The following is a 253-nucleotide window of genomic DNA, read 5'->3' on the forward strand; positions in this document are numbered from 1 at the left end:
GTTCAGGTCTTTCATTTTCGTTTCTCAGTGTGGTGAATGTCAGCACGCGGACAGACCGCGTTACGTTTAGGCGCCGATGATCTTGCGGACCTGCGTGAGCGCATCCTTGCCGCCCACCAGTTCGATGAAGTTTTGTGCGTCGATTTCGATCACGGTGTCGCCGTTGATGGAAAGCTTGTAGTAGGCGAGCGCCATCGTCGCCTTGGTAGTGGTGTCGTCGCCCGCCTTCGCGTTGCCGAAATCGACTTCGGAG

The 253-nt window shown here is 56.5% G+C and carries 1 protein-coding gene; it reads right to left on the reverse strand.

The window, feature by feature from the left end:
• Positions 1 to 66 precede the first annotated feature (66 nt).
• Positions 67 to 253 (reverse strand): phage major tail tube protein (locus SB724_RS21090; protein ID WP_410572940.1); only part of this gene is annotated, 187 nt, incomplete at its 5' end.

Source organism: Bacillus sp. SIMBA_031 (assembly GCF_046535225.1).
GTDB classification, from domain to species: Bacteria; Bacillota; Bacilli; order Bacillales; family Bacillaceae; genus Bacillus; species Bacillus velezensis.